At 69.0% G+C, this 21,687-nt stretch carries 18 protein-coding genes; 10 read left to right on the top strand and 8 right to left on the bottom strand.

From position 1 onward, the window contains the following. Window positions 1–94: 94 nt before the first annotated feature. Entirely contained in the window at window positions 95–2,707 is a 2,613-nt protein-coding gene (gene clpB, locus ACF66B_RS10665) for an ATP-dependent chaperone ClpB (protein WP_111431174.1), read from the top strand. A 424-nt stretch (window positions 2,708–3,131) separates the two neighbouring features. Beyond that, window positions 3,132–3,725 carry a hypothetical protein gene (locus ACF66B_RS10660; protein ID WP_162683375.1) on the top strand — a complete coding sequence of 198 codons (594 nt, stop codon included), beginning with the start codon at window positions 3,132–3,134 and terminating at the stop codon, window positions 3,723–3,725. A 10-nt stretch (window positions 3,726–3,735) separates the two neighbouring features. Here the strand turns inward: ACF66B_RS10660 and ACF66B_RS10655 are convergent, their stop codons facing one another. Together ACF66B_RS10655 and ACF66B_RS10650 are read right to left on the bottom strand one after the other, a co-directional pair. After that, a complete protein-coding gene (locus ACF66B_RS10655; RefSeq protein WP_111431176.1) occupies window positions 3,736–4,494 on the bottom strand; it encodes an NAD(P)-binding domain-containing protein in 759 nt (252 codons plus the stop codon). An 84-nt stretch (window positions 4,495–4,578) separates the two neighbouring features. Beyond that, a complete protein-coding gene (locus ACF66B_RS10650; protein ID WP_111431177.1) occupies window positions 4,579–4,983 on the bottom strand; it encodes a ketosteroid isomerase-related protein in 405 nt (134 codons plus the stop codon). A 152-nt stretch (window positions 4,984–5,135) separates the two neighbouring features. On the opposite strand from ACF66B_RS10650, the gene ACF66B_RS10645 reads away from it, so the two are divergent. Beyond that, window positions 5,136–5,648, top strand: coding sequence for a hypothetical protein (locus ACF66B_RS10645; RefSeq protein WP_111431178.1), 513 nt, complete (start codon window positions 5,136–5,138; stop codon window positions 5,646–5,648). Between the two features lie 9 nt (window positions 5,649–5,657). On the opposite strand, the gene ACF66B_RS10640 is transcribed toward ACF66B_RS10645, so the two are convergent. Both ACF66B_RS10640 and ACF66B_RS10635 read right to left on the bottom strand, forming a co-directional pair. After that, complete coding sequence (locus tag ACF66B_RS10640) at window positions 5,658–6,917, bottom strand: Na+/H+ antiporter NhaA (RefSeq protein WP_111431179.1); 1,260 nt, start codon at window positions 6,915–6,917, stop codon at window positions 5,658–5,660. A 349-nt stretch (window positions 6,918–7,266) separates the two neighbouring features. Then, complete coding sequence (locus tag ACF66B_RS10635) at window positions 7,267–8,877, bottom strand: glucan biosynthesis protein (protein WP_111431180.1); 1,611 nt, start codon at window positions 8,875–8,877, stop codon at window positions 7,267–7,269. 242 nt (window positions 8,878–9,119) lie between these two features. Here ACF66B_RS10635 and ACF66B_RS10630 point away from each other — a divergent pair, with 242 nt between their 5' ends. From ACF66B_RS10630 to ACF66B_RS10610, 5 genes are read left to right on the top strand one after another with little or no spacing between them, the layout of a single operon-like run. After that, window positions 9,120–9,791 carry an SURF1 family protein gene (locus ACF66B_RS10630; protein WP_111431181.1) on the top strand — a complete coding sequence of 224 codons (672 nt, stop codon included), beginning with the start codon at window positions 9,120–9,122 and terminating at the stop codon, window positions 9,789–9,791. Between the two features lie 33 nt (window positions 9,792–9,824). Next, entirely contained in the window at window positions 9,825–11,219 is a 1,395-nt protein-coding gene (thrC, locus tag ACF66B_RS10625) for a threonine synthase (protein WP_111431182.1), read from the top strand. After that, a complete protein-coding gene (locus ACF66B_RS10620) occupies window positions 11,216–12,478 on the top strand; it encodes a pitrilysin family protein (protein WP_111431183.1) in 1,263 nt (420 codons plus the stop codon). Before thrC ends, ACF66B_RS10620 begins: the two co-directional genes overlap by 4 nt. A 15-nt stretch (window positions 12,479–12,493) precedes the next feature. Beyond that, window positions 12,494–13,090, top strand: a complete 597-nt coding sequence (locus ACF66B_RS10615) for a GNAT family N-acetyltransferase (RefSeq protein ID WP_111431200.1) — start codon at window positions 12,494–12,496, stop codon at window positions 13,088–13,090. After that, on the top strand, window positions 13,087–14,517 hold the full coding sequence (locus ACF66B_RS10610; protein ID WP_111431184.1) for an FAD-binding oxidoreductase: 1,431 nt from the start codon (window positions 13,087–13,089) through the stop codon (window positions 14,515–14,517). The genes ACF66B_RS10615 and ACF66B_RS10610 overlap by 4 nt, the downstream gene beginning before the upstream one ends. 233 nt (window positions 14,518–14,750) lie before the next feature. On the opposite strand, the gene ACF66B_RS10605 is transcribed toward ACF66B_RS10610, so the two are convergent. Continuing rightward, complete coding sequence (locus ACF66B_RS10605) at window positions 14,751–15,362, bottom strand: flavin reductase family protein (RefSeq protein WP_111431185.1); 612 nt, start codon at window positions 15,360–15,362, stop codon at window positions 14,751–14,753. A gap of 131 nt (window positions 15,363–15,493) precedes the next feature. Here ACF66B_RS10605 and ACF66B_RS10600 point away from each other — a divergent pair, with 131 nt between their 5' ends. Then, entirely contained in the window at window positions 15,494–16,027 is a 534-nt protein-coding gene (locus ACF66B_RS10600; RefSeq protein WP_111431186.1) for a GNAT family N-acetyltransferase, read from the top strand. 10 nt (window positions 16,028–16,037) lie between these two features. Here the strand turns inward: ACF66B_RS10600 and ptsP are convergent, their stop codons facing one another. The 3 genes from ptsP to ACF66B_RS10585 all read right to left on the bottom strand — a co-directional run bounded on the left by ptsP (window position 16,038) and on the right by ACF66B_RS10585 (window position 20,076). Then, on the bottom strand, window positions 16,038–18,296 hold the full coding sequence (gene ptsP, locus ACF66B_RS10595) for a phosphoenolpyruvate--protein phosphotransferase (RefSeq protein ID WP_111431187.1): 2,259 nt from the start codon (window positions 18,294–18,296) through the stop codon (window positions 16,038–16,040). Window positions 18,297–18,319: 23 nt separating this feature from the next. Then, on the bottom strand, window positions 18,320–19,546 hold the full coding sequence (locus ACF66B_RS10590) for an aspartate kinase (protein WP_111431188.1): 1,227 nt from the start codon (window positions 19,544–19,546) through the stop codon (window positions 18,320–18,322). A gap of 95 nt (window positions 19,547–19,641) precedes the next feature. Continuing rightward, a complete protein-coding gene (locus ACF66B_RS10585; protein WP_111431189.1) occupies window positions 19,642–20,076 on the bottom strand; it encodes a DUF1178 family protein in 435 nt (144 codons plus the stop codon). Between the two features lie 146 nt (window positions 20,077–20,222). Between ACF66B_RS10585 and ACF66B_RS10580 the strand changes: the two genes are divergently transcribed. Beyond that, entirely contained in the window at window positions 20,223–21,533 is a 1,311-nt protein-coding gene (locus ACF66B_RS10580) for an ATP-binding protein (protein ID WP_111431190.1), read from the top strand. The last annotated feature ends 154 nt before the right edge of the window (window positions 21,534–21,687 follow it).

The following is a 21,687-nucleotide window of genomic DNA, read 5'->3' as shown; positions in this document are numbered from 1 at the left end:
CAGGGGCAGGCCGGTCACGGGTGCCCCGGATGACGGGCCGCGGAGGGAGTTGTCGGTTGCGAGGCTCCCCGGCGGACGCTGAAAGGAGAACGACATGAATTTCGAGAAATTCTCGGAAAGGGCGAGGGGGTTCATCCAGGCGGCGCAGACGATCGCGCTGCGCGAGGATCATCAGCGTTTCCTTCCCGATCACCTTCTGAAGGCCCTGCTCGACGACGATCAGGGCATGGCGGCCAATCTCATCGCGCAGGCGGGGGGCGATCCGAAGCGGGTGCAGGCCGCGGTCGAGGCCAATATCGCCAAGGAGCCCAAGGTCACCGGCGGGGACGGGCAGATCTATCTCGACAGCCGCACCGCGAAGGTGCTGGCCGAGGCGGAGAAGATCGCCAAGCAGGCGGGCGACAGTTTCGTCACCGTCGAGCGGCTGCTGACCGCACTGGCCGTGACGAAATCCGGCGCGAACGACGCGCTGAAGGACGGCGGCGTGACCGCCCAGAAGCTCAACGAGGCGATCAACGACCTGCGCAAGGGGCGCACGGCCGACACGGCGAGCGCCGAGCAGGGCTATGACGCGCTGAAGAAATATGCCCGCGACCTGACCGAGGCCGCCCGCGAGGGCAAGATCGACCCGATCATCGGCCGCGACGACGAGATCCGCCGGGCGATGCAGGTGCTCTCGCGCCGCACGAAGAACAACCCGGTGCTGATCGGCGAGCCCGGCGTCGGCAAGACGGCGATCGCCGAGGGGCTCGCGCTCCGCATCGTCAACGGCGACGTGCCGGAATCGATCGCGAACAAGCAGCTGCTGGCGCTCGACATGGGCGCGCTGATCGCGGGGGCGAAGTATCGCGGCGAGTTCGAGGAGCGGCTGAAATCCGTGCTGAACGAGGTTCAGGCCGCGGCGGGCGAGATCATCCTCTTCATCGACGAGATGCACACGCTGGTGGGCGCGGGCAAGTCGGACGGGGCGATGGACGCCTCGAACCTGCTGAAGCCGGCGCTGGCGCGCGGCGAGCTCCACTGCGTGGGCGCCACGACGCTCGACGAATACCGCAAGTATGTCGAGAAGGACGCGGCCCTTGCCCGCCGGTTCCAGCCGGTGATGGTGAGCGAGCCGACGGTCGAGGACACGATCTCGATCCTGCGCGGCATCAAGGAGAAATACGAGGTGCACCACGGGGTGAGCATCACCGACTCGGCGCTGGTCGCCGCGGCGACGCTCTCCGACCGCTACATCACCGACCGGTTCCTGCCCGACAAGGCGATCGACCTCATGGACGAGGCGGCGAGCCGGTTGCGCATGGAGGTGGATTCGAAGCCCGAGGAGCTCGACGCGGTGGACCGCGACCTGCTGCAGAAGCAGATCGAGGCCGAGGCGCTCAAGCGCGAGAAGGACGAGGCGAGCCAGGATCGTCTGGCGCGGCTCCTGAAGGAGATTGCCGCGCTCGAGGAGACCTCGGCGGAGATGACCGCCCGCTGGACCGCGGAGCGCGACAAGCTCAAGGGCTCGGCCGAGGTCAAGGAGCAGCTCGACCAGGCGCGGATCGATCTCGAGACCGCCAAGCGGCGGGGCGACCTGCAGAAGGCGGGCGAGCTTGCCTATGGCGTGATCCCGCAGCTCGAGAAGCGGCTGGAAGAGGCCGAGGCGGCGGGCGCGCGCGCCAGTGCGGGCGGCGAGCTGATGGTCGAGGAGGCGGTGACGCCGCAGCATGTGGCCTCGGTGGTCGAGCGCTGGACCGGCATTCCGGTCGACAGGATGCTCGAGGGCGAGCGCGAGAAGCTCCTGCGCATGGAGGAGGAGATCGGGCGGCGCGTCATCGGCCAGCACGAGGCGGTCGAGGCGGTCTCGAACGCGGTCCGGCGCGCGCGTGCCGGTCTCAACGACCCCAACCGGCCGCTCGGGAGCTTCCTCTTCCTCGGGCCGACCGGCGTCGGCAAGACCGAGCTCACCAAGGCGCTGGCGGAATTCCTGTTCGACGACGACCAGGCGATGGTCCGGATCGACATGAGCGAGTTCATGGAGAAGCACGCGGTGGCGCGGCTGATCGGGGCGCCTCCGGGATATGTCGGCTATGACGAGGGCGGCGTTCTGACCGAAGCGGTGCGGCGCAGGCCCTATCAGGTGATCCTGTTCGACGAGGTCGAGAAGGCGCATCCGGATGTGTTCAACGTGCTCCTTCAGGTGCTTGATGACGGGCGCCTGACCGACGGGCAGGGCCGGGTCGTGGACTTCAAGAACACGCTCATCGTGCTCACCTCGAACCTCGGGAGCCATGCGCTGGCCGAGCCGGGCAACGTGGAGCAGGCGCGCGATCAGGTCATGGCGGCGGTCCGGGCGCATTTCCGGCCGGAGTTCCTCAACCGTCTCGACGAGATCGTGGTCTTCGACCGGCTGTCGCGCGACAACATGGACGGGATCGTCGACATCCAGCTCGGCATTCTGGCCAAGCGGCTGGCTGCGCGGAACATCACGCTCGACGTGGACGAGGCGGCGCGGACCTGGCTTGCCAACCGCGGCTACGATCCGGTCTATGGCGCGCGGCCGCTGAAGCGGGTGATCCAGAAGGCGCTGCAGGACCAGCTCGCCGAGAAGCTGCTGGCGGGCGAGGTGAAGGACGGCAACACGGTGCCGGTCACCGCGGGCGACGGCCAGCTGCTTGTCGGCACCGATGCCGGCAAGTCGCCCAAGGCCACGATGGTGCACTGAGGCCGAACGCCATCCGGCCCGCCGGGCGGGATGCAGCCTGACACGGTTTTCGGAAGGGGCCCGGCCTTGTGCCGGGCCCTTTTGCGTTTCCGAGGCGCGGGGGCGCGGCTGACGGTCCGGGCCCGGGAGACGCCGGGCCGGCTTGTCGGAGGGGTGCGCCTTCCCGTTCCGGCGCCGGAAGAGGGCGAGGCCCTGCTGTGCGAACCAGCTCGTTGTCGCGGCCTTCCCCTTCAGGGGCCGGGTCGCGGTTCGGACAGGACGGGTGGGGGATCGGGTTCCCCTGTTGCAGCCCCGGCGCCGCGGTCGTGAGCCTGCTTTCGGGCTGCAAGGGCCGTTAAGGCGGTGTTTACCCGGGCCGGACAGCCTGAGGTCTGGATGGGCCGCCCTTGCGCGGGGGGCGGCGGGCTGTGAAGGGACAGGTCGCATGACAGGGTTTCGAAACGGCAGTCTTGCCGCGCTTGCGCTATTGCTCTGCTCGGGCGGCATGGCCGTCTCGCAGCAGGCGGACGGGCCGTATCAGCTCTGCGCGGATCTCCCGGCGGGGGAGAGGGTGTCCTGCCTGGGCGCGGGACGGATCCGGATCGCGGTACTCACAGGCAATATCTTCGAGACGCCGCAGACGCTCGAGCGCTTCGTCTATGACAACGAGGGTCTGGTCGTGCGTATCGACGGCTATTTCGAGGCCACGGATGACCCGCTTCTGCCCTTCTATACCGAGGATGACGTGCCGGGGCGCGGGCTGGCGGGCGCCATCGGCGTTCCGGAGCCCTGCACCGATTGCGGCGGGATCAGCTACACCATCGCGGTGCCGCCGCACTATGACGGGTTGCGGCCGGTGAAGCCCGACGGGGCCTATTACACGCTCCGAGGCCATTTCATCCCGCGGCCGGTCGAGGGGGTGCATCAGGGCTGGATCGAGATGGTGCTCGAGCTCGTGCCCCGCAGCGTGATCCGCGAGAGCGGCCGGTTTGCGGAGTTTCTCGAGCACGGGGGAGGGCTCGCGCCCGACGTGGACTGACGGGCCGGGCCTAGTCCTGCGGCGTGAGGCGGGCGCCGATCGCCTCGAGCGTGGCGCGGAGGGCGTCATGGGCGCCGCCGTCGTGCAGGCCTTCGGTCATCTGGAGGCTGAGGGTGCCGTTGGTGGCGAGCGCGTCGCGCGCGCGGGCGAGGCTGCCCGGCCCCGTCTCCATGGCGGCGAGAAAGCCCGAGACGAGCCCGGTGGTGTAGAATTCGGCCCGGGCGGCATCGCCGGTCTGCCGGCCGAGCCAGGCCGCGCCGGTGTTCATGAGGTCGAGCAACCCGGGCACCATGGCGCAGATCGCGAAATGGGCGTTGAGCGCGGCTTCGTCGGCCACCGGGACGATCGGGTTTTCCGGGGCGAAGAGCGTCTCGAGGATGCCCGCTTCGGGGCAGGCGGCGAGCGGGCAGCCGCCCTTTTCGAGAAACCCGAGCGGGATCGTCGCGACGATTTCGCTCGCGGGGGCGCAGAGGCGGGCCAGGGTGGCAAGCGGCACGCCCGCCATGACCGAGACGATGCGCTGGCCTGCGGCAAAGCGCAGCGGCGCGAGGGCCTCGGCCGCGACCTGCGGCCTCAGGCAGAGGAAGACGATCTCGGCGCCGTCGAGCACCGCCTGGTTGCCGGCGATGCCGACGCCGTGCGAGGCGGCGAGCTCGGCCGCCACCGCGGCGTTGCGTTCGGACACGGTGACCTCATGGCCGCGCGCGGCGAGAAAGCGCACCATCGGCGCGGCGATATGTCCGGTTCCGATGAAGCCGATCCTGCTCATGGCGCCCTCCCCCCGCAGCTCTCTCCCCGCAGGGTAGCGGGCGCGGCGGGGGCTGGCCAGTGGCGCCGGGCGCGGGCGGGCGGGTTATCCGATCACCTGACGTTCCCATTCGGGGAGGTTGTAATAGGTGGTGACGCGGGTGATGCGGCCGCCCGCGATGGAGAGGAAGGCGCCCGCAGGCAGGATATAGGTCTGGCCGTTGGCCTCCGGCAGGCCGGGATCGGTGGCGAGGTAGGTGCCGTTCACCACGAACTCGACGGCGGCGCGGGTGCCGGAGGGCTCGAAGAGGAAGACCATGTCGGTCAGCGTCTCGCGGTAGCAGCGCGCCATGTGGGCGCAGAAGTCGGCGAAGGCGGCCTTGCCGGTGCGGGTCTCGCCCTGATTGACGTCGTGGCGGACATCGTCGGAGAGGCATGCGAGCATGGTCTCGGTGTCGCCTTCGTTGAAGGCATCGTAGTAACGGCGGACCAGGGCTTCGGTATCGGTCATCTGCGGCTCCAGGAGAATCGGGCCCCGATCCTAGGCGGGGGCACGGGCCGGACGCCAGCATACTTGTGTCGGCGCGGGCGGGCCTCTGGCCAGGGGGCCGCCGGGGGCGGTAGCCTCGCCGAAGCAGGATTGCGATGAGGGGGCAAGGCGGAATGGGTGCAGCGGACCGGCCAACGACGGCGCTGATCGGGGCGGCGGGCGAGCATTACGTGATGAGCCAGCTGCTGCGGCAGGGCTTTGTGGCGGCTCTTGCGCCGCAGGGTGCGCCCGGGGTCGATATCCTCGTGACGGATGCCGCGGCCGGGGTGATGCGTGCGATCCAGGTCAAGACGCGGCAGGGGGCAGCGGCGATCCCCGGCTGGCGGATGGCGGCAAGGCACGAGACGGCGGCGGCGCCGGGGCTGCTCTATTGCTTGGTGGATTTCGGCGTGGGGCTCGCGGCGCCGGTGGATGTGTTCGTGCTGCCGGCTGCGGTTGTCGCGGAGGTTCTGGCCACCTCGCACCGCGCCTGGCTCGCCGCGCCGGGGCGGGGCGGGCGGCGGCGGCAGGACAGCGAGGTGCGCCGCCTGCTGGCCGATCACTCGGGTGACTTCGGCGCGGATAGCGCTTACGGGCCGGGGTGGCTGGAGCCCTACCGCAATGCCTGGGACCGCATCGGGGCGTAAGGGCGCGCGCTAGTCTTCGGTTGCGGTCTGGCGCTCGACGCGGGCGAGGCGGCCCGCGGTGATCGCGAGGAGGGCCGCGGCGAAGGAGAAGAGCGCGCCCATCTTGGCCGAGTCCTGGACGGCGCCGGCCGGGAAGGCGACGCCTGCGACGAAGAGGGCGACGGTGAAGCCGATCGCCGCGACGCAGCCGAGCACCGGCAGGTCGGCGAGCCGCATGCCTTCGGGTAGTCCGAAGCGGCGGGCGGCAAGGGCGCCGAGCAGGCTGATGCCGAGCGGCTTGCCGAGCAGGAGGCCCGCGCAGACGAGCCAGGTCGCGCCGCCCATGGCGGTGAACTCGACCCCGGCATTGGCGAGGCCGAAGAGCAGCAGCACGAATTCGACGGGTGTCTTGAGGTGATGCTCGATCGTGTTGAGAAGATCGGTCTCGTGCGCCTCGTCGGCGGCGAAGATGCCGAACTCGATGTCGGAATGCGGGATCGCGGGGATCACCGGCAGGAGGCCGAGCGCGGGGTGGATGCCGGCTTCCTGAAAGGCGAACCAGCTGATCGCGCCCGCGACGAGATAGGGCCAGAAGCCGAGGTGGCGCTGGACCCATGCCGAGGCGGGGCGATCGGGGTGGCCGCGGTCGAGGGCGCGGGGCAGGCGGTTGGCGAGCGCCCAGGCCGCAAGGGCGGCGCCGGCGGAGGCGAGGAGCCAGACGGGCGCGAGTTCGCCCTGCGGGTAGAAGATCGCGAGCACGAGGAGCCCGGCCGCGTCGTCGGCGATCGCGAGCAGGAGCAGGAACATCACCGCCGGGTGGCCCGCGCCGAAGACGATGCGGCCGACGAGGTAGGAAAACGCGATGTCGGTTGCCGTCGGGATCGCCCAGCCATTGGCGAGAAGCGCGAACTTGCCGAGGACGGCGGCGCCGAGGAGATAGACGACGATGGGGCCGAGCATGCCGCCGCCCGTCGCGATGAGCGGGGTGAGCGCCTTGCGGCCGCGGAGCGAGCCGCCCTCGAGCGCCACGGCTTCCCAGACTTCCTTGCCCGCCATGCCGAAGAAGAGCGCCATCAGCACGTCGTTGACGAGGTAATGGAAGGTGAGCGTCCGATGGGCCTCGCCGCCGGCGCCGATGTGGAGATGGCCGATCGGCGCGTTTTCCCAGAGCTGCAGGTGGACGAAGGCGCGGTAGCTTTCGGGCGAGACGTTGGCCCAGAGCAGGGCTGCGGCGGCGCCGATCACGAGGAGGAGGGAGTAGTCCTCGAGGAATTTCCAGACCCGGTACATCGCGAACCCCCTGCGCTGCGGTGACGCCCCCGGCGCGGGCCGCCGCAGGCGTCCGGCGCGGGAGAGGGCGGAAATGCCCTAGTAGAGACAAGGAAACCAATTGCAGCGCGCTTGCCAAGGGCCGCGGCGCCATCCGGGCCGGATTCGTGACGAAAAGATGAGGAATGAGGCATTTGGCCGAGACCGTTCCGGCGTGGATCGCGGCCCGGAGGGGAAATCTGGTCTCGTCAGGACGGGGGGAGCGGCATCCGCGGATTCCGGTCGGCCCGGTCCGGAGCGTTTCCCCATCGCGCGGCAAGGGGGTGCGCGAACAGGGGCCGGGCCGGGGCGAACCCCGGCCCGGATCAGCTTACGGTGCCGCGCGGGTGCCGCGGATTTCGGCGATCTGGGCCGGGTGGAGCTGGCCGAGCCAGGTCTCGGTGAGCGGCGTGCCGTCCTTGGCGAGATAGGCGCGGACGTCGAGCGTATCGAGATCCGTCGGGCTCTTGAGATCGAAGGTCATGCGCCAGCCGGTCTCGCCCGCGATGGGCAGGACATAGGGGTTGATGACCTCGGCCTGACCGGCGGAGATCACCGGCTCGACGCCATCCTCGACGGTGAGCCCGTCGAGGCTCGGGCCCTCGAAATCGATCACGACCTTGATCTGGTCCGCGGGCCGGGGCTGGCCGGGGACGCCGCCGGCGCCGAGCCGGGTCGCCTGGGTGCGGGCGAGCTCGCTGGCATGCGGCTCGCGCAGGCCCCAGTAGATCCGGTATTCGAAGGCGCGCGCATCGCCCGCCTCGGGCAGCTCGGCGGGCATCCAGTAGGCGGCGATGTTGTCGTAGATCTCGTCGTCGGTCGGGATCTCGACGAGCTGCACCGAGCCCTTGCCCCAGTCACCCACGGGTTCGATCCAGACCGAGGGGCGGCGGTTGTAGAAGACGCCGTCATCCTCGTAGTTGTAGAATTCGCGGTCGCGCTGGATGAGGCCGAAGCCCTTCGGGTTCTCGTCGGTGAAGCTCGAGGTGACGGTGCGCGGCGGGTTGCCGAGCGGCCGCCAGATCTGCTCGCCGGTGCCGGTGACCATCGAGAGCCCGTCGCTGTCGTGGACCTCCGGGCGCCAGCTGAAGGCCTGGACGCGGTTCATCTCGGAATACCAGAACATCGAGGTGAGCGGCGCGATGCCGAGCCTCTCGACCGACTTGCGGAAATAGAGCTCGTTCTGGACGTCCATGATCTGGCCGTCGTCGTTGGCGATCGCAATCCGGTAGGCGCCGGTCACGCTCGGGCCTTCGAGGAGGGCGTAGATGATGACGTCGATCTCGGGATCAGCGCTGTCCTCGATGTAGAACTCGCTGAAGCGCGGAAACTCCTCGGGCTTGGAGAGGCCGGTGTCGATGGCGAGGCCGCGGGCCGAGAGGCCGTACTGCCGCTCGGCGCCATCGGTGCGGAAATAGGCGGCACCGAGGAAGGAGATCCAGTCGGTCTCGAGGTCGGGGCGCATGATGCGGAAGCCCGCGAAGCCCGCGTCGGCCTCGATGGCGCGCGCCGGGCTGTCCTCGGGCATGTCGAAATAGTCGGCGCTGTAGCGGATCTCGCGCGACTGGCCGTCCTCGATGACGCTCATCTTCACCGGGGCGCGGAAATAGAGGCCCATGTGGAAGAACTGGAGCGGCACGTCGCCGACAGTGACCGTCGCCTCCTTGCGGAAGCGGATCTTCCAGTGGGCGTCGTAGTCGATCTTGTCGAGAAGCTCGGGGTTCTTCTCCTCATAGGGCACGAAGGGCTGCTGGGAGAGCTCCTCGGCCTTCTTCTTCAGGATGTCGAAGGAAAAGGGTTCGCTCGGGCCGTAATCCGGCATGAAGGGCGCCTGGGCTGCGGCGCCCGAGGCCCAGGCGATTGCCGCCGCGGCAATGATCGGGCGGACGAGGCCGCTCAGGCGGTTCTGCCAGGTCGGGATGGCTGGTGCGGTCAATGGCATTCTCCAAGAAACTGCGGCAACGGAACGGAGCCTTTCCGTCAGCGTCATATGCCGTCTTGCGGGCTGTCGTGCCAGTGGCCTCATGCGCCACCGGGCTGCGCTCCACAATTTTTGCTCGCGAGGCGACAGATCAATCCCCCGGGGTTGCATTGCCGGCGGATTGCCGCTGAGACGCGCGCCGCTTGCCGCCCGCCGCGCAAGCCGCCAATAAGGCGCGAGGGCCGCCAGGGAAGGGATGCCGCATGAACCGCCGGATGATCGCACCGCTTCTGTTCGGGATCGTGGGGGTGGCGATTCTGCTCAACCTCGGTGCCTGGCAGGTCCGGCGCCTCGCGTGGAAGACGGATATCCTCGCGCGGATCGAGGCGCGGATCAGCGCCGATCCGGTGCCGGTGCCGGCCGCGCCCGACCCGGAGGCGGACCAGTACCGCCATGTGCGGGCCGAGGGCGCGATCCTGCCGGGCGAGCTGCATGTCTATACCTCGGCGCCGCCGCGGGGGGTGGGCTACCGGGTGATCGTGCCGCTCGAGCTGGCCGGCGGGCGCCGCATCCTGCTCGACCGCGGCTTCATCCCGATCGGCGAGAAGGACGCCGCGCGGCATCTGGGCGCGATCACGGTGGAGGGCGCGCTGCTCTGGCCGCAGGAGACCGACAGCTACACCTCCGAGCCCGATCTCGCGAAGAACATCTGGTTTGCGCGCGATGTCGGGAAGATGGCGGCGGCGCTCGGAACCGAGCCCGTGCTGCTCGTGGCGGAGGCCAGCGACGATCCGGGCCAGCCGATGCCGCTGCCGGTGAGCGTGAACATTCCCAATGATCACCTGCAATACGCGATCACATGGTTCTCTCTCGCCTTCGTCTGGGCGGTGATGACAGGCTATCTTCTTTGGCGTATCAAGCAGCGGACGAATTGACCGAAATTATCTGACGGAAGAACTGGACGGCACATGCATTATATCTCCACCCGCGGGAGCGCGCCGAAGCTCGGCTTCGAGGATGCGATGCTCACCGGGCTCGCGCGCGACGGCGGGCTCTATCTGCCCGAGACCTGGCCGTCGCTCACGCACGAGGAGATCGCGGGCTTCGCCGGGCTGCCCTACGAGGAGGTGGCCTTCCGCGTGATGCGGCCCTTCGTGGGCGACGCCTTCACCGATGACGAGTTCCGCGGCATCCTCTCCCGCGCCTATGCCACCTTCGGCCACGTTGCCCGTTGCCCGCTGAGCCAGATCGGGCCGAACGACTGGCTGCTCGAGCTGTTTCACGGGCCGACGCTCGCGTTCAAGGACGTGGCGATGCAGCTCATCGGCCAGCTGTTCGAGGCGAGCCTGAAGCGTTCGGGGCGGCGGGTCACCATCGTCGGCGCGACGTCGGGCGACACCGGTTCGGCGGCGATCGAGGCGTTCCGGGGGCGCGAGGGGGTCGAGGTCTTCATCCTCTTCCCCGATGGCCGCGTTTCCGAGGTGCAGCGGCGGCAGATGACGACGCCGGACGATGCCAATGTCCACGCGCTCGCCATCGCCGGCGATTTCGACGATGCGCAGGCCCGCGTGAAGGACATGTTCAACGATCACGCCTTTCGTGACGGCGTGGGGCTTGCGGGGGTGAACTCGATCAACTGGGCGCGCGTGCTGGCCCAGGCCGTTTATTATTTCACCGCCGCGGTCTCGCTCGGCGCCCCGCACCGGCCCGTGAGCTTCACGGTGCCTACGGGGAATTTCGGCGACATCTTTGCGGGCTATGTCGCGAAGAAGATGGGGCTGCCGATCGAACGGCTGGTGATCGCCACCAACCAGAACGACATCCTCCATCGCACGCTCGAGACCGGGCGGCACGAGAAGGAAGGCGTTGCGCCCTCCATCAGCCCCTCGATGGACATCCAGGTGAGCTCGAACTTCGAGCGGTTGCTCTTCGAGCTCTATGACCGGGAAGGCGCTGCGGTGGCCGAGCTCATGGGCGAGCTTTCCGGCAGCGGCGGTTTCGCGCTCTCGCAAGGCGCGCTCGAGCGGCTGCGCGAGGAATTCGACAGTGCGCGGGCCTCCGAGGCCGAGACGGCGGCGACGATCGCGGCGGTGCATGCGGAGACCGGCATGGTGATCTGCCCGCATACGGCCGTTGCGGTGAAGGCCGCGCGCGAGAAGCGGGGCGATCCTGCGGTGCCGATGGTGGTGCTTGCCACCGCGCACGCCGCGAAGTTCCCGGACGCGGTGGAAGCCGCCTGCGGCATCCGGCCCGAACTGCCGCAGCGGATGGCCGATCTCTTCGAGCGGCCCGAGCGGATGACGCGGGTGCCGAACGATCTTGCCGCGATCGAGGCGGTGGTTGGCGGGGAGAAGGTGGCATGAACGCAGAGGTCCATCGTCTTTCGAACGGGCTCCGCATCGCCATCGAGCCGATGCCGGGCCTCCATTCGGCCTCGATCGGGCTTTACGTGACGGCCGGGGGCCGGCACGAGCGGGTCGAGCAGAACGGGGTCGCGCATTTCCTCGAGCACATGGCCTTCAAGGGGACGCCGCGGCGCAACGCCCGGCAGATCGCCGAGGAGATCGAGGATGTCGGGGGCTACATCAACGCCTATACCGGCAAGGAAATGACCGCCTACTACGCCCGCGTGCTTGCCGCGGACGTGGAGGGGGCGCTCGACCTGCTCTCGGACATCGTCCTCAACCCGCTGTTCGACCAGCCCGACATCGAGGTCGAGCGCGGGGTGATCCTCCAGGAAATCGGCCAGGCGCTCGACACGCCCGACGACATCATCTTCGACTGGCTCCAGGAGACCGCGTTTCCCGAGCAACCCTTCGGGCGGACGATCCTCGGGCCCGCCGAGCGGGTCTCGGGCTTCGGCAAGCCCGATCTCGCGACCTTCGTGCGCGAGCATTACGGGCCGGAGCAGATCATTCTCGCGGCCTCCGGCGCGGTCGATCCGGAGCGCCTGCTGAAGGCGGCGGAGCGGACCCTCGGCCATCTCAAGCCGCGCGCCAGCGGCGCGGTGCTGCCGGCGCGATTCGCCGGCGGCGAGCGGCGGGAGGCGCGGACGCTCGAGCAGGTGCATTTCGCCATGGCGCTCCAGAGCCCCGCGGCGCGCTCGGACCGGCTCCACGCCACCCAGATCTTCACCACGGCCTTCGGCGGCGGCATGTCCTCGCGGCTCTTCCAGGAGCTCCGCGAGCGCCGCGGCCTCTGCTACACGATCTTCGCCCAGGCCTCGGCCTATTCCGATACCGGCCAGATCACCTTCTATGCCGGCACCGGGCAGGACAAGATCGGAGAGCTCTGCACGCTCACCATGGACGAGCTCCGGCGCGCCACCGACGGGCTTCAGCCGGCGGAGATCGAACGGGCGCGGGCCCAGCTCAAGGCGGGGCTGCTCATGGGGCTCGAAAGCCCCTCGGCGCGCTCGGAACGGCTCGCGCGGATGATCTCGATCTGGGACCGGGTGCCGACGATCGAGGAAACCCTCGCGCGGCTCGATGCGGTGACCGGCGAGGAAGTGCGGGGCGTGATCGAGAGCATCGTCGCCCAGGCCGATCCCGCGATCGTGCTGCTCGGCCCTGCCGCGGGCGCGCCCGACCGGACGGCCCTGGCCGGACGTCTCGCGGCCTGACCGGTGTCGGGCGCGCTGCTTCTCCGCCGCCGTGCGGCCCCGCTGATCGCGACCGAACGGCTTGTGCTGCGGCTGCCGGAGATGTCCGACCATGTGCCCTGGGTGACGCTGCGCCGGGAGGGCGAGGCGTTTCTGAGGATCTGGGAGCCGACCTGGTCGCCGGACCATTTCTCGCGCAAGGCGTTCCGCGCGCGCGTGAGCTGGGCGGCGCGGGCGCGGGAGGAGGGCCGGGCGCTGCCGCTCTTCATCCAGCGGCGCGCGGATGCGGCCCTGATCGGCGCGATCACGCTCGACAACATCCGCCGCGGCCCGGCCCAGTCGGGGCAGGTCGGCTACTGGATCGGGCCGGATTTCGCCCGGCAGGGCTACATGCGCGAGGCGCTGGACGGGGTGGTCCACCACGCCTTCGCGGTGCTCGACCTGAGCCGGATCGAGGCGGCCTGCCTGCCGGAGAATGCCGCCTCGCGCGGGCTGCTCGAGAAATCCGGCTTCAAGTACGAAGGGGTCGCGCAGAGCTATCTCCAGATCGACGGCCGTTGGCGCAATCACGTGCTCTACGCCAATCTCCGCGGCGACCGGCGCGGACGGGCGACGACCGGGGAGGCGCGATGATCCCGCCGGCGCTCAGGGATGCCGACGGGCCGCTGCTCGAGAGGCTGACCGAGGCGCTCGGACCGGGTGGCGTCACCGCGCCCGACCCGCGCTATCTCACCGAGCCGCGCGGGCGCTGGCACGGGCGCGCCGCTGCGGTGCTGAGGCCCGACACGGTGGCGGCGGTGGCGGCTGCGGTCAGGCTCTGCGCCGAGGCGCGTGTGGGCATCGTGCCCTATGCCGGCGGCACGGGACTTGTCGGCGGCCAGATCCTCGAGGCGGGGCCGGTGCCGGTCGTGCTTTCCGTCGAGCGGCTGAACCGGATCCGCGCGGTCGAGGTGACGGACAATGTCATCACCGCGGAGGCGGGCGCGATTCTCGCGGATGTGCATGCGGCGGCCGAGGCGGCCGGGCGGTTCTTTCCGCTCTCGCTGGCCTCCGAAGGCTCGGCGCGGATCGGCGGGCTGCTCGGCACCAATGCGGGCGGGCTCAACGTGCTCCGCTATGGCAATGCGCGCGATCTCTGCCTCGGGGTCGAGGCGGTGATGGCCGATGGCAGTGTCCATCACGGGCTGAGCTGTCTGATGAAGGACAACATGGGGTATGATCTCCGGCATCTGCTGATCGGCTCCGAAGGCACGCTCGGCCTCATCACCGCCGCGAGCCTGCGGCTTCATCCGGCGCCGGCCGAGACCGCGACGGCCTGGATGCTGGTGACGAGCCCGGAGGCGGCGCTGGCGCTGCTGGCGCTGGTGCGGGAGCGGCTCGGGGCGGCGCTGAACGCCTTCGAGCTCATGCATGTGGAGGGGATGCGCTTCCTTGCCGAGACCATTCCGCAGGTGCGGCTGCCCGCGCCGATGGGCACCGACTGGGCGGTGCTGGCGGAGGTTTCGGACGGCGCGGGCTCGGAGGTGGCGGCGCGTTTCACCGGGCTGCTGGCCGATGCGCTCGAGGCGGGGATCGCGGAGGACGGGCTGCTCGCGCAGAGCGAGGCGCAGCGGCAGAGCTTCTGGCGGGTCCGCGAATCGATTCCCGAGGCCAACCGGCACGTGGGCTCGATCTCGAGCCACGACGTCTCGGTACCGCCCTCGCGGATCGCCGAGTTCATTGCCCGCGGCCCGGCGGCGATTGCGGCGCTCGACCGGAGCCTGCGGATCAACTGCTTCGGGCATCTGGGCGACGGCAATCTGCACTACAACGTCTTTCCGCCCCGCGGACGACACCGCGACGAATTCGACACCCTGCGCGGCGCGGTGAAGGCGGCGATCCATGATCTCGTCCACGACCTCGGTGGGTCGGTCGGGGCGGAGCACGGGGTGGGGCGGCTCAAGGTCGAGGATCTGGAGCGCTACGGTGATCCGGCGAAGCTTGCGGCGATGCGCCGGATCAAGGCCGCGCTCGACCCGCTTGGCATCCTCAATCCAGGCGCGGTGATCTCGGGCGGCTGAGGCGGATCCGTGCGCCCCTCCAAACGAATTGCGCCCTCTCCTGGGGGAAGGGAGAGGGCGCTGTATCCAGACTGGAGGGTCTGAGGGTTTGCAAGCAACCGTCCTACTCTGTGGACACCCCCTTTGTCGGCCAAATTGGTTACCAAAGGTTTAACCCTGATCTGTTTGGACACGTTTAAATTGAGTTCGCCGAAAATTTTGCGTTTCGGGCGTGCAGCATCTGGCACGGGTTTTCAGGTCTGGCCGGGGCGGTTGAGCGCGAAGACCCGCTCCACGGCGGCGTAGTCGCGGTATCCGAGGCGGGAGAGCGGCTGGTAGAGGGTCACGTCGACCATGCCGTCGCGCAGGACCGATTCGTCGATATGGATGCCCACCACCTCGCCGATCACCATGAAGTCGCGGCCGTTGGGCAGGTCGATGATCTTCCAGAGCCGGCATTCGAGCGCGGCGGGCGCCGCGGCCACCCGGGGCGGCTTCACCACCTCGCAGGGCGCCATCTCGAGCCCGGCCTGCACGAATTCGTCCGCCCCGGCCGGATAGGCGCCGCTCGAGGCGTTCATCGCATCCCGCAGCGCCAGCGGCACCACATTGTGCACGAATTCGCCGGTCTCGCGGATATTGGCCAGGGTATCCTTGCGCTCGCCGCCGGGCGTCTTGCCGTTGGTGTTGCAGTACATGACCATGGGCGGGCTGTCGGCGATCGCGTTGAAGAAGCTGTAGGGGGCGAGATTGGCCCGGCCGTCGCCGTCGATCGTGGAGATCCAGCCGATCGGGCGTGGCGCGATCAGGGCCTTGAACGGGTTGTGCGGCAGGCCGTGGGGATCGATGCCGGGGCGGTAGAACATGCAGCTTTCCAATCGTTTTCGACATTTCGCCCAGATTAGGGGCGTGGTAGGTGCAGGTCCAGCGGGCGCCCCGCCCGGATGCCGCCCCCATCGCGGCCAGACGACCAGACGTTGAGCCAGCCGCCGCCCAGATGTTCCGGATCTACCGAGAGAGCCCCCACGACACCCCCGAGGTCGAGTATCTCTACGATCTCGCCTTCGCGCCCGGCCGGACGGCGCTCTCCTCCTACCGGCTGCGCGACGGGGTGGACCCGGTCAGCGAGCTCTCGCTGGTGGCGCGGGACGAATACGACGTGCTGGCGGGCGCCATCCGTTTCTGGCCGGTGCGGGTGGGGGTCAGGGGCGATGCCGCGCTGCTGCTCGGGCCCGTTGCCGTACACCCGACGCGGCAGGGCGAAGGGCTCGGCGCGCTTCTCATCAACGAGAGCCTTCACAAGGCGCTCACCACCGACTGGACGCGGGTGATCCTCGTCGGCGACGAGCCCTATTACCGGCGGTTCGGCTTCTCGCGGGCGACGGCTTCGAAGCTCTCGTTTCCGCCACCGACCAATCCCGACCGGCTGCTCGCGCGCGAGCTTGTGCCGGGGGCGTTTCGCGGGGTCGGCGGGCTGGTGCAGAACTGGGCGGAGTGGCAGCCGCGGCACGCGGGCAATTTCCGCCTCTGACGCGCCGGGATCAGTGGGCGATGCCGCGCCTGGCCAGATAGGCCTCGATGGCCGGGCGGGCGGAGCAGGTGCCCGCGGCGCGGGCTTCGGCGATCAGGGCGCGGACCTCGCCGAGATCGACCTGACGCAGCAGCGCCTTCACCGGACCGATCGAGGCCGGCCGCATCGAGAGCGTGCGGATGCCCGTCGCCACAAGCCCCAGCGCATCGACCGGCCGCCCGGCATCCTCGCCGCAGAAGGAGAGCGGCGTGCCGTGCTCGTGGCAGCGGCCGACGATATGGCCGATGAAGTCGAGAAAGCTGATGCTCAGCGTGTCGTAGCGCCGCCGCACCAGCTCGTTCTCGCGATCCGCGGCAAAGAAGAACTGCTTGAGGTCGTTGCCGCCGATCGAGATGAAATCGGTCATCTTGAAGAAGCGCCCGGGCGCATAGGCGAGGCTCGGGGTCTCGAGCATCGCGCCGATCCGCACCGTTGCCGGGATGGTGTGTCCGAGCTCCTGCTCGCGCTCGAGCACCGAGAGGAAGATCTCGCGCGCGGCCTCGTGCTCCGAGGCTTCCGCGACGAAGGGGAACATGACGTGGAGCGGGCGGCCCTGCGCGCCGCGCACCAGCGCCTGGAGCTGCATCCGCATCACGCCCTTGCGGTCGAGCCCGACCCGGATCGCGCGCCAGCCAAGGGCCGGGTTGGGCTCCTCGGGGCGCTTCATGTAGGGCAGCACCTTGTCCGAGCCGATGTCGAGCGTGCGGAAGATGACGGGCCGCTCGCCCGCCGCGTTGAGGATGCGGTTGTAGAGCGCGGCGAGATCGGCGCGACGCGGCACGGTGGAGCGGATCAGGAACTGGAGCTCGGTCCGGAAGAGCCCGACCCCGAGCGCGCCGCATTTGGGCAGGCTCGGCAGGTCCGCCATGAGACCTGCGTTCATGTGGAGCCCGATCGTGACCCCGTCGCAGGTGGTCGCGGGCTTGTCGCGCAGCGTGGCGTATTCCTCCTGAGCCTCGGCGAGCATCTCGATCTTCTCGCGGAAGGCGTTGGTGACGCTGTCCTCGGGGCGGAGGTGGACCGTCGCGAGATCGCCGTCGACGAGGATATGATCGCCGTTCTGGGCCTCCCGCGTGATGCGCTCGGCCTGGATGACGAGCGGAATGGCGAGCGCCCGGGCAACGATTGCCGCGTGGCTGCCGACCGAGCCTTCCTCGAGCACGACGCCGCGCAGCTTGCGCCCGTAGTCGAGCAGCTCGGCGGGGCCGATGTTGCGCGCGACCAGGATGGCGTCGTCGGGAATGTCGCGGCCGTTGTTGGGCTCGATCCCGGCCAGAAGCCGCAGCAGGCGGTTCGAGAGATCGTCGAGATCGTGCAGCCGCTCGCGAATGTAGGGATCGGCCACGCGCGACATGCGGGTGCGGGTGGCGGACTGCTCCTTCTCGACCGCGACCTCGGCGGCAAGCCCGCTCAGGATCGAATCCTCGATGCGCCGGACCCAGCCCTTGTCATGGGCAAACATCCGGTAGGCATGGAGCACGTCGCGGTGCTCGCCGGTCATGGTGAGGAAATCCGCCTCGAGCATCTCGTCGACCTCGGCGCGGAGCGCGGTGATCGCGGCGCGGAGCCGGGCGCATTCCTCCTCCGGGTCCTCGGAGATCGGCTGGGAGACGACGATGTTGGGCTCGTGCAGGACAACCCGTCCCTCGGCGACGCCCTCCTGGCCCACGAGACCGCGGGCGAAGAACGGCCCCTGATGCGGCCGGGCGATCTCCATCGGGCCCGGGCCGATGAAGGCGCCGAGCTCGGCCATCTCGGCGATGACCATGGCCACGACCTCGAGGGCGTAGACCACGTCGTCGGAATATTCCCGCGCCTCGCGATTCTGCACCACGAGCACGCCAAGCACTTCGCCGAGGCGCTGGATCGGAACGCCGAGGAAGGAGGAATAGATCTCCTCGCCGGTCTCGGGCATGAAGCGGAACCCGGCGGTGTGGGCGGCATCGCCGGTGTTGAGCGGCTCGGCGCGCTCGGCGATGCGGCCGACGAGGCCCTGGCCCATGCGCAGCCGGGTGTGGTGGACAGACTCGGGCTTGAGGCCTTGGGTGGCGCAGAGCTCGAGCCACTCGTCGTCGCGGCGCAGATAGACGGAGCAGACCTCCGCGACGATCCCGTTCGCGATCAGCTTCACGATACGGTCAAGGCGTTCCTGCCCCTCGCCGGGCTCGGCAAGGGTCTCGCGCAATCGTGTCAGGATGATGCGCGAATCAACAGCCTTTGAAAATGGCATCTGCAGAGCCGGTCTCCCGGATGTCAGCTGGCCTTGTCCAGCTCGAAGGCATCATGCAGCGCTTGCACCGCCAGTTCCAGATATTTGCGGTCGATGAGCACCGATACCTTGATTTCGGAGGTGGTGATGACCTTGATGTTCACCCCGTCCTTGGCGAGCGCCTCGAACATGCGGTGGGCGACGCCCGCCTGGCTGCGCATGCCGATGCCGACGATCGAGACCTTGGAGACCTCCTCGTCGCGGATCACCTCGGAATAGCTGACCGCGCCGGCCTCGCGGGTCTTCTCGAGCGCCATGAGCGCGCGCGGCACCTCGTCCACCGGGCAGGAGAAGGTCATGTCGGTCAGCCCGTCGGCGCCGATGTTCTGGACGATCATGTCCACGTTCACGCCGGCCTCGGCGAGCGGGCCGAAGATCGCCGCGGCGACGCCGGGGCGGTCCTCCACGTCGACCACGGTGAGCTTGGCCTCGTCGCGCGAATGGGCGATGCCGCTGACAACCCTGCTTTCCACGATTTCCTCCTCGTCGCAGACGATCGTGCCCTCGGTGTCCTCGAAGCTCGAGCGGACCATCAGGGGCACCTTGTAGCGCATGGCGAGCTCCACCGACCGGGTCTGGAGCACCTTGGCGCCGAGGCTCGCGAGCTCGAGCATCTCCTCGTAGGAGATCTTCGCGAGCTTGCGCGCCTTGCGGGTGATTCTCGGATCGGTCGTGTAGACACCGTCCACGTCGGTGTAGATGTCGCAGCGCTCGGCCTCGAGGGCTGCGGCGAAGGCGACGGCGGAGGTGTCGGAGCCGCCGCGGCCGAGGGTGGTGATGCGGCCCTCGGGGCTGATGCCCTGGAAGCCCGCGATCACCGCGTGCAGCCCCTCGCCGAATTTCTGGACGAGCTTGTCGGTCTCGATCGAGACGATGCGGGCCGCGCCGTGGCTCGAGTTGGTGTTGAGCGGCACCTGCCAGCCCTGCCAGCTCCGCGCCGGCACGCCCATCTGCTGCAGCGTGAGCGCCATGAGCCCGGCGGTCACGTTCTCGCCCGAGGACACGACGGCATCGTATTCGCGCGCGTCGTAGAGCACGGCGGTGTCGCGCACCCAGCCCACGAGTTCGTTGGTCTTTCCGGACATCGCCGAGACGATCACCGCGACGTCATAGCCGCGTTCCACTTCCCGTCGCACGCGTTCGGCCGCGTTGCGGATCCGGTCGAGGTCGGCCACCGACGTGCCGCCGAATTTCATCACCAGTCTGGGCATTGCCCGCAGCCCCCAATTCGATCGCGCCCTCTCTTATCGGGCAGAGGGGGGCGCTGCAAGCGCGCCGCGGGGCCGGGGGGGCGCCGGGCGGGCCGTCAATTGGTCTTGGTGCGGCTCCAGGGCAGGGGGGCGACGGAAATCCCGTCCTCGATCAGGGCCTTTGCCTCGGCGGGGCGCGCCTCGCCGATGATCGCGCGCCGCGGCGCCTCGCCCTCGTGGATGCGTCGGGCTTCCCGGGCGAAATCGCGGCCCACATCCTCGGACTCGGCCTCGATCTTGCGGCGGAGTTCGGTGAGCGCCTGTTCGGCGGGGGAGGCGGGGGCACGGAGCGAGGGGGCCTCTTCCGCGGCGGGTTGCGCCGAAGGGGCGGTCCGCACGCGCGGCGCCATCAGGTCCTTCTCGACCTCGCTCGTGCCGCAGATGGCGCAGGAGACGAGCCCGGACGCGTGCAGACGATCGAAGTCCGCGCTCGACCCGAACCAGGATTCGAAGCGGTGGTCGTTCGTGCAGCGCAGGGCATAGCGGATCATTTTCCAGTCCCGAATGCGCCTCCCGGACCGCGGGAGGCTCTCTTGTAGATATATGACGAAGCGGTGAAGACAATATTCCTTCTCGCCGAAGTGTTCGTTTGCTAGGGTGGCGCGATGCCACAAGATGTTGTGTTCGGGTCAAAGTGATGCTGCGAGGAATGCATGCCGCCGTTGCGATTCTGGTCGGTGTGGTCGCGGCGACCGCCACCGGGCTGGCGCTTTCGCCGGCCCTGGCATTCCTAGGGGCGGCGCTCATTGCCTATGTCGCGAGCCATTTCCTCCACCGGACGCTGCATGCCGAACCCGAGCCCAGGGAGGGGACGGGAGATGCGGGGGAGACGGGCGGGCGGCAAATCCCCGCCGATGTCGGCCCGCAGCTCATCGAGAAGCTGCCGGTGCCGCTTCTGCTCATCAGCCAGCGCGGCCGGCTTGGCTATGCCAATCTCGCGGCTCAGGGGATGCTGCCCCGGCTCACGCCCGGCCAGCACTTCGCCCATATCATCCGCGCACCCGCCTTCGTCGAGGCCGTGAGTGCGACGCTGCGTGACGGGCTCGAGCGCAGCTTCGAGTTCACCTCCTACGAGGGCAACGAGCGGCATTTCGAGGCGCGCGTCAGCATGCTCGCGGAATGCGAAGGGTTCGGGCCGGAGGCCCATGCGATCGTGCAGGTCGAGGATCGCACCCGCACCCATCGCATCGAGCAGCTCCGCTCCGACTTCATCGCCAATGCGAGCCACGAGCTGCGCACGCCGCTCGCCTCGATCATCGGCTATATCGAGACCCTGCAGAACCATGCGCGGGAAGATCCCGAGGCGCGCGAGCGCTTCCTTGCGATCATGGCGCGCGAGGCGCACCGGATGCAGCGGCTGGTTGACGATCTCATGTCGCTGAGCCGCATCGAGATGAACGAGCATGTCCGGCCCGTGGAGCGGCTGCCGCTCAACCGCATCGCCTGCGACTGCGCCTCGGTGTTTCAGCCGCTCGCGAGCCAGGAAGGGATCACGCTCCGCGTCGAGCTCGATCCCGACGAGGCCGACGTGATCGGCGACCGCGACCAGCTTTCGCAGGTCTTCACCAACCTCATCGACAACGCGATGAAATACAGCGCCCCCGGCGCCACGGTGACGATCCGCTCCGCACCCGAGAACCCCGCGCATCCGGGCCGCGTGGGGGTGAGCGTCTCCGATACCGGCATGGGCATCCCGCGCGAGAAGCTCCATCGCCTGACCGAGCGCTTCTTCCGGGTGAGCGTGCCGCAGAGCCGCCACAAGGGTGGCACCGGGCTGGGACTCGCGATCGTCAAGCACATCCTCAACCGCCACAAGGGCCGCATCGAGATCAGCTCGGTGCTCGGCGAGGGAAGCACGTTCACGGTGTGGCTGCCGCGCGCCACGCAGCTTCATATCGTGCCCGATGAGCCGCCGGCGGTGGCGCCTGCGTCGCGCGCGGCGCGCTGACGGCTTTTGGCGCCCGAATTTCTTTCACTTTTTCAAATTCTTATGGTGTCATAAAACCGTTTGAAAAAGTAAATATTGTTGTCGCCCTAACCCCTATAGTTCCTAACCGAGCGCAGAGGGCCGGATCCAGCTTGCGGACTCCGCCCGGAACACA

The organism is Amaricoccus sp. B4 (assembly GCF_043226085.1).
Classification (GTDB): Bacteria; Pseudomonadota; Alphaproteobacteria; order Rhodobacterales; family Rhodobacteraceae; genus Amaricoccus.
Note: the sequence above shows the minus strand (reverse complement) of the source record. Positions and strands in the feature narration are given on the sequence as shown.